Annotated in this window: 7 protein-coding genes and 2 pseudogenes; 5 read left to right on the top strand and 4 right to left on the bottom strand. The window is 73.2% G+C overall.

The annotated features are described in order from the left end of the window. Positions 1-371: TetR/AcrR family transcriptional regulator C-terminal domain-containing protein (locus AB0F18_RS37890; protein WP_362069690.1), on the top strand; the 371-nt coding region annotated here is incomplete at its 5' end. A gap of 65 nt (positions 372-436) precedes the next feature. Next, on the top strand, positions 437-967 hold the full coding sequence (locus AB0F18_RS37885) for an SMI1/KNR4 family protein (RefSeq protein ID WP_362069687.1): 531 nt from the start codon (positions 437-439) through the stop codon (positions 965-967). A gap of 427 nt (positions 968-1,394) precedes the next feature. Here AB0F18_RS37885 and AB0F18_RS37880 read toward each other — a convergent pair whose 3' ends face one another. The 3 genes and pseudogenes from AB0F18_RS37880 to AB0F18_RS37870 all read right to left on the bottom strand — a co-directional run. After that, positions 1,395-1,541 (bottom strand): hypothetical protein, encoded by a 147-nt coding sequence (locus tag AB0F18_RS37880; protein WP_362069684.1) that lies wholly within the window; start codon positions 1,539-1,541, stop codon positions 1,395-1,397. Positions 1,542-1,666: 125 nt separating this feature from the next. Further along, positions 1,667-1,800: pseudogene (locus AB0F18_RS37875) on the bottom strand (transposase); the annotation flags it as partial. A 29-nt stretch (positions 1,801-1,829) separates the two neighbouring features. Beyond that, a pseudogene (locus AB0F18_RS37870) lies at positions 1,830-2,078 on the bottom strand (Rid family hydrolase); the annotation flags it as partial. Between AB0F18_RS37870 and AB0F18_RS37865 the strand changes: the two are divergent. Together AB0F18_RS37865 and AB0F18_RS37860 are read left to right on the top strand one after the other, a co-directional pair. Beyond that, entirely contained in the window at positions 2,078-2,986 is a 909-nt protein-coding gene (locus AB0F18_RS37865) for a LysR family transcriptional regulator (RefSeq protein WP_362069681.1), read from the top strand. The pseudogene AB0F18_RS37870 and the gene AB0F18_RS37865 sit on opposite strands and share 1 nt — an antisense overlap. Before the next feature lie 225 nt (positions 2,987-3,211). After that, positions 3,212-4,078, top strand: coding sequence for a DMT family transporter (locus AB0F18_RS37860; protein WP_362069678.1), 867 nt, complete (start codon positions 3,212-3,214; stop codon positions 4,076-4,078). 25 nt (positions 4,079-4,103) lie between these two features. On the opposite strand, the gene AB0F18_RS37855 is transcribed toward AB0F18_RS37860, so the two are convergent. Beyond that, positions 4,104-6,101: a PE-PGRS family protein gene (locus tag AB0F18_RS37855; RefSeq protein WP_362069675.1), complete on the bottom strand. Its 1,998-nt coding sequence runs from the start codon at positions 6,099-6,101 to the stop codon at positions 4,104-4,106. Between the two features lie 116 nt (positions 6,102-6,217). Here AB0F18_RS37855 and AB0F18_RS37850 point away from each other — a divergent pair, with 116 nt between their 5' ends. Then, a complete protein-coding gene (locus AB0F18_RS37850; protein ID WP_362069672.1) occupies positions 6,218-6,841 on the top strand; it encodes a hypothetical protein in 624 nt (207 codons plus the stop codon). Positions 6,842-6,943: the final 102 nt, after the last annotated feature.

The raw sequence follows: 6,943 nt of genomic DNA, 5'->3' as shown, positions 1-6,943 counted from the left end.
CGCTGGCCGACTTCCTGGTGGAGCGCGCCGCCGACGCCTACGCCGAACTCCTCGCGGCCTGGGACCCGGTGACCCCAGCCCTCGTCGACCTCGTCACCGCGCACCTCACGCTGCTCAACTACGCCCGAGGCATCGCCGTCAACCTGGAGGCGGAACGGGAGGCCGAGGCGCACAGCGGCCTCGACAGCGAGGAGTGGATGGACACCCAGGAGCCCGCCCTGCTGGCGCTCCTGAACACCGGCCGCTACCCGGCACTCGCCCGACTCGCCGCCACCGGCTACGACTTCGACCTCGACGCCCTCTTCGAGTTCGGCCTCCAACGCCTCCTCGACGGCCTCGCCACCCTCATGGGAGAAGGCCCGGCGGACTGAGCGGGCGGGGCGTTGAAGCTCCTATGGATCGACAAGCCCGTGGGCGGGGTCCATAGGATGCGTTCGTGGCGCGATTCGATGAGGTCAAGGCGACGTTCTGGGGCGAGGGCCGGTACCGGGTCCAGCCGCCGTTGACCGACGCGGTGATTCAGGATGCCGAGCGCCGGCTCGACGTCCGCCTGCCGGCTTCGTTGCTGGAGATCCTGCGGGTCCAGAACGGCGGGGCGGTGGCGGAGCTGTGGAACGCGTTCCCGACCGATGCGCCGACGTCGTGGAGCGAGAATCACGTTCCGCTCGACGACATGATGGGCATCGGCCGTCACGATGGCCAGCTGTCCTTGCTGGACACTGCCTATCTGGTCGAGGAGTGGGGTCTTCCGTCCCCTATGGTCCTGTTGTCCGGTGATGGTCACTGCTGGATCGCTCTCGACTATCGGAGGTGCGGGAAGCACGGGGAACCGTCCGTGACGTGGTTCGACGTGGACGACGACACGGAGCTCCCGCTGGCCGCGGACTTCCAGGCGTTCGTCGAGGGTCTGGTTACGGCCACGTCGCTCGATTCCGACGACTCGGACGGTAACCGGTCGGCGCCATGATCCGGCTCTGGCCGAGCAGCAGTTGGCCGGCCGTTTCGGTCCCCACCGGTGACCATCAGAGCGCGGATCTGGTTGATGGTCTGCGTCCTGGCCTTGACCGCGCTCTTGCGGACCACGCACAGAGCACGGATCGCTTCCACAATGCCGTCCCGGCTCTCCGGAGTTCCGCTCGCCCGTCCGGACAGGACCGCGGTGGCCGCGGCGTAGACGTCGATCGGATCGGATGTGCCGTGAGCCCGCCTGGCCCTGCGGTCCGGGCGGTCGATTCCCCGGGGGGCCGACGACTCAACCCACAGGCAGCCGAAGCGCCAGTCGGACCCAGAGTCAGGCCCCCGCGCGATGCCGCCTACATCTCGTCTCGTGATTCGTCGTTCAGCACCGTGTGCGTATCAGGTGACGGATGCTCGGCGATGGCTGAGCCCGTCGGTCAGTCGAGGCCTTCGATGATGCGGAAGTCGCGCTCGACGCCGTCGGAGAGGACCACCAGCGCCTTCTGGTAAGCCTCGCTCTCGTATGCCAGCCTCTCAGGGTCGGAAATGGCGCGGTAGACACTGACCCAGTAGCCGTTGGCCATGGAAACCTCCTGTGTTCGGCCGGACACGTCCGACTTCGAATTGACACTCAGATCGATCGATCCCGGCGACGGGGGAACGTGCCGGAGACGGAAACGAAGGCCTCCCGGTCGCCGGGGTCGGCCCTGTCACGCCAGGGGACGCCCGTGCGCAGGCGGAAGAGGATTCCGTTGATCACCTGCGATGGTCGCTCCACCGCCCGCCCGGCAGTCCGCCCCCGGGCAGCAGCGGTGCGAGCCGTGCCCACTCGGCACGTGTCAGATCGCCCCGCCCGACCTCGACGCTGACGGTTACGCGGTGGGCCGCCGGGCGTACACCTCGATCTCAATCTTCATCCGGGGATCGGCGAGGCCGCACATGAGCATGGTGGCGGCCGGTCGAACCTCGCCGAACGCACGACGCAGTGAGGGCCAACAGGGCTCGAAGTCGGCCCGGTCGGGCAGCAGATAACGCACCCGCACCACGTCGGCGAAGGTGCACTTCGCTTCGGTCAGGGCGGCCTCGATGTTGCGCAGGCACTGCTCGGCCTGCTCCACCAATGGAGCGCCCCGAACTTCCCCTGCCGCAGCTGCACGCCTTCGTCGTGCTCGCCGAGGAACTCCACTTCGGCCGCGCCGCCACCCGCCTGGGCATCGCCCAGCCTCCGCTGAGTCAGCAGATCCGCCGCCTGGAGGACAAGGTCGGACATGCGCTGTTCAGCCGCGAACCCGGACGCATCGGTCTCACCCCGGCCGGGCGAGAACTCCTGCCCGCCGCCCGGCATGCCCTCATCCACCTCGCAGAGGGGCTGACCGCAGCCCGCGAAGTCGGCAGTGGCAGGTCCGGCCGCCTGCGGATCGGCTTCGCCGCCTCCCTCGCTCTCACCGTCCTTCCCAGCCTCCTGCGAGCCTTCCGGGAACAGTTTCCCGCTGTGGATCTGGACATCCAGGAGATGACCACCACGCCGCAGCTGGCCGCCCTGCGCGAACGGACGATCGACATCGGCCTGTTGCGAGAGCCGCCCGCCCATGACGCGGAGCTCGGGTTCGAGACCGTGCTGGCCGAACCGTTCGTGGCCGTCTTGCCTGCCTCGCACCCGCTCACGGCACAACGAGCGGTCCGAGTAGAGCAGTTGGCCGACTGCCCCTTCGTGCTCCTGCCTCGTGCCGTCGGTCCGCAGCTGTACGGCCAGATCGCCGATCGCTGCATCGCTGCAGGGTTCACCCCCCAGGTGACTCAGCACGCTGTGGAATGGCAGACCGTCTGCGCCTTGGTGGAAACCGGCCTGGGCGTGTCACTGGCCCCGGAGAGCATCCGCCGGATCCGCCTCAAAGGCGTTGCCTTCCGCGGGATCGATCCCGACACCGTGCGCACACGAGTCGCTGTCGCCTGGCGCAAGAACGACTCAAACCCCCTGGTCCCAGGCATCTTGGCAGCCCTTAATCAAGATCCTCCGGACAGGCCCTAGCCGGACGTGCGCAGCCACGCTGCCCGCTCGCCAACCAGCCGAGTTCCCAGGCCGTCAAGGCGCGCGAGCCGGGCGTCACCGTCCTCACCCCGGAGGCCTGCGCGGAGCTCGTCGCGGAGCATCTGGGCTGAGGGCAGGCCGGGCGCCGGCCGCCCGTGGGCCCGGACGGGGGAAAGGGCGGCGGCGCCGAGGGGTGGGCCGCGGCGGGTGCGTGAGGATCGGGGCATGGGCTTCGTACTGCCGGTCCTCTTCGCGCTGTTCGCGGCGTTCAGCAACGCCCTCGCGACGGTCCTCCAGCGGCGGGCCTCGCTCACCGTGCCGCAGAGCGACGGATTCCGCTTCGGGCTGGTCCTCGACCTGCTGCGCCGGCCGCTGTGGCTCGGGGGGATCCTGGCGGTGATCGCGGCCGGTGTCGGGCAGGCCGCGGCGCTGGCCACGGGCGCGCTGTCCCTCGTACAGCCCCTGTTCGTGCTGGAGCTGCCGCTCGCCCTGCTGATCGCCTCGCTGGTGACGCGGAGCCGGCTGCCGGGGGCGGTGTGGCTCGCGGTGGCGGCGGTGGTGGCGGGGCTGGGGGTGGTGCTGGTGGCCGCTTCCCCGGCGGGCAACCGTACGCACGTCCCGCTCGACCGTTGGGTGCCGGCGCTGCCGGCGTGCGCGGCGGCGGTGGCGGTACTGGCCGTGGCCGGGCTGCGGCGGCCGCCCGGCCGGATGCGGGCGGCATGCCTGGGCGCGGCCACCGCCGTCTGCTACGCGCTCACCGCCGCCCTGATGAAGTCGGCCGTGCACCTCCTGCCTGGGGGCGGGATCGGTGCGTTCCTGACGGCCTGGGAGACGTACGCCTTCGCCGCGAGCGGCATCTGTGCCGTCCTGCTCCTCGAACACGCCATGCAGGGCGGGCCGCTGGTCGCCTCCCAGCCCGCCCTGACCCTCGGCGACGCCGCGGTCAGCGTCGCCCTGGGGGTCCTGCTGTACGAGGAGCACCTGCGGACCGGTTGGTGGCTCCTCCCCCAGCTGCTCGGCCTGACCCTGATCTGCGCCGGGGTACTGGCCCTGGTCAGGTCGGGTGCCGGGGCCGAGGCGGGGGCCACCTGAGCAGGGGTGGCGCAGGCGCAGGCCGTCAGCGGGTGCACCGGGCGGCCATGGCGCGGAGGGCCGGCAGGGGGATGCCGGGGTTGCGGGCGGCCTCGTAGGCCGTGTGCGGGTCGCACAGCCGCCCCGTCAGGCATCGGGCGGGCAGTACGCGGTGGCCGAGCGCGCCGGCCCGGACCGAGTCGTCCGGGTCCTCGGTCAGCCGCACCGCGTCGGTGACGGACAGACGGGGGTCCCCGGCGGCCCGGCGACGCACCTCGGGGTCGCGGTCGCGGGAGAAGCGGGCGACGAGCCCGGGGGTGGACAGCGGGTCGTCGAGTGCCAGCTGCCGCATCCGGCCGTGGAGGTCGTCGGCGTACCGCAGGAGGCCCTCGCGGGGGAAGTTGGGGTGCGTACGGGGGCGGCCGGGGGACGAGAGGCTGCCGGTCCACCAGGTCCACACCCGCAGCAGCATCTCGGCGGGGGCGTCGTCGCAGGACTCGGCCAGGAACAGCTGCACGGCCCGGTCGGTGTCCCAGGCCAGGCGGGCGGCCACGTCGGGCGGCAGGTGGCGGGCGCGGGCGACGCTGCGCCGGACCAGGACGTGGGAGGAGGCGGCGAGCCGGCGCATGGCCTCCGCGTCCTCGTGCAGGTCCGCGACCCACTCCAGGGTGCCGTGGCGGGCGCCCGGCTCGATGGCGGCGACGGGGATCGCGGCCCGCTGCTCCTCGGTGAGGTCCGCGCGGAGCGCCACCCGGTGGCGGACCCCTTCGTCGGGGTCCGCCGCGAGCCGGGCCACGGTGTCCGGCGCCAGGTGGGGGCTGCCGGCGAGGGCCACGCGCAGGCGGCTGTCGCCGGTGGCGAGGAGGTGGTCGACGAGGTCCGGGGCGAGGCGGCAGCGTTCGACGGCCCGTTCCCCGAGGGCCTCACCCTCGAAGTCCTCGCGGGAGAGGGGGACGTCGGCGTGGTGCCGCAGCCGGGCCGCCACCCGTACGGCAGTGGAGGCGTCGGCAAGGAGGGCGCGGCGGCGCCCGGCGGGCAGGGCGGGCCAGGCCGTCCGGCAGGCCGTCGCCCGGACGGTGGGGTCGGGGTCCTCGGTCAGGAGGACGGCGTACCGGTCGGGCAGGCCGGTGAGCCCGGCCGTCTCGGCCCGGACCCGTGCCGAGGGGTCGGCGGCCAGTGCGGCCCAGATGTCGTCCCCGAGGAGGGCGCGCGTGTCGGCGGCGTTCATCGTGAGGATCCACCGCTCGCGTTCGGTCCCGGCCGCGCCGAACAGCCGGGCCCAGTGGGCGGGGGTGAGGTCCCGCCCCCGCTCGGCGACGTGGAGCTTCGCCTTGGGGTCGGACGCGGTCAGGGCCGCCTCCACGGCGTCGTCCGGCGGGAGCAGCCAGATCAGGTTCGGCCGGCAGCGCATCAGGTCCAGCCGTACGTCGCGCGGGGTGGCCGGGTTGGAGACGAGGCCCTGGACCCAGCCGTCGAGGACGGCGGCAGGGGCGACGGTCTCCGCGGCGGGTCCGCCGAGGCCGTCGGCGAACCCCGCCCAGACCGTCGCACTCTCCTCGGCGGTCTCCCGGGCCGTGGCCCCGGCCGCCGCCTCGACGCGTGCGCTCCATCCGGTCAGGGCGAGCGGCCGTGCGGCGCTGCCGCCGGAGGGCACCCCGGCGACCGTCTCCCCGTCCGTGGCGGCCAGCAGCAGCCCGCGCGGGTCGGGGTCCGCCGCCGTGAGCAGCCCGGCGACGGCCCCGACCGGGTCCGCGGCGAGGACGCGCACCCGGTGCCACGAGCCGCCCATGCGGCCGCGCGGGGCGCAGGGTCCTTCGAAGGCGAGCAGGAACTCGCGGCCGGCACCGAGCACGCGCCGGGCGGCCTCGGAGGCCGAGGTGCCGGCCTCGCCGGCCCCGGCCGCCGCGTCCAGCAGGGACCGGGCCCTCCCGGCCTTCCGCACGCCCGGGACCCACCAGGTGCCGACGGGCTCCAGGCCCATGGCGGCGAGCAGCGCCTCGTACCCGTCCTGGTCCCCCAGCCGGCCGTCGCCCTCGTCCGCCACGCCCTGCCCCTTCCTCCGAGCCGTTCCCGTCCGGGTCATCCTTGCTGGTCGGGTCCCGCCCGGATGCGGCGGGGGCCGGGGCGGTACGGGACTGCCCCGCTGCCTATGCTGCGGTCATGGGTCTGGATCTCTCGTTGTTCATGGCGGACTGGTCACGGCTGCGCGCCTTGCCCGTCGAGGACCGGATCGAAGCGCTCCAGGACGCGACGTGGCCGCCGGATACCGAGGACGACGGGCGGGGGCACAGGCCGTCCGACGGCTGGTGGTGGCCCCCGGGGACGGGGGCGGCGGCCTGGTGCGCCGAGTACGAATTCCTCACCACGACCGGCTCGTACCGCCCGCACGCCCGGGCGGGTGACGCGTGGGCGGACCTGCGCCCCCTGGCCGAAGCGTCCGTGCGCGAGGCGATGGACGCGTTCCTCGACGGTCTGATCTGGGACGCGGATCCGGATGCCGATCCCGCGCTGACCGGCGGCCGGGGGATCCTTCCGCCGGTCACCGACCCCCTGCACCCGCACCTCCTGCTGGTCTGCCCGCCGGAGGCGGTACGGGCCAAGGCCCCTGCCTGGGAACGGGTGCGGCCCCGCCTGGAGGCGTTGCGCGAGCCGTTCGCCGCCGAGTGCGCGGGCTGGGCGGGCCGCCCGGACACCTTCGAGGACTTCACGGCGCTGCTGCGTGAATGGGGTGAGGTGGCCACGGAAGCCGCCGGCCGCGGCTGGGGCCTGGTCGGCCTGCCCTAAGGCTGTTTTAAGACGTCATCTCATTTGGCCAGTCTTCGGTAGCAGATGAGGGTGCAGGCGATGCTGGTGAAGGCGAGGAAGTGGTCGGCTTTGCGTTCGTAG

It is taken from the genome of Streptomyces sp. NPDC029216 (assembly GCF_040648015.1).
In the GTDB taxonomy this organism is placed as follows: domain Bacteria; phylum Actinomycetota; class Actinomycetes; order Streptomycetales; family Streptomycetaceae; genus Streptomyces.
The sequence above is the reverse complement of the archived record's forward strand: the minus strand, read 5'-3'. Positions and strand labels throughout refer to the sequence as shown.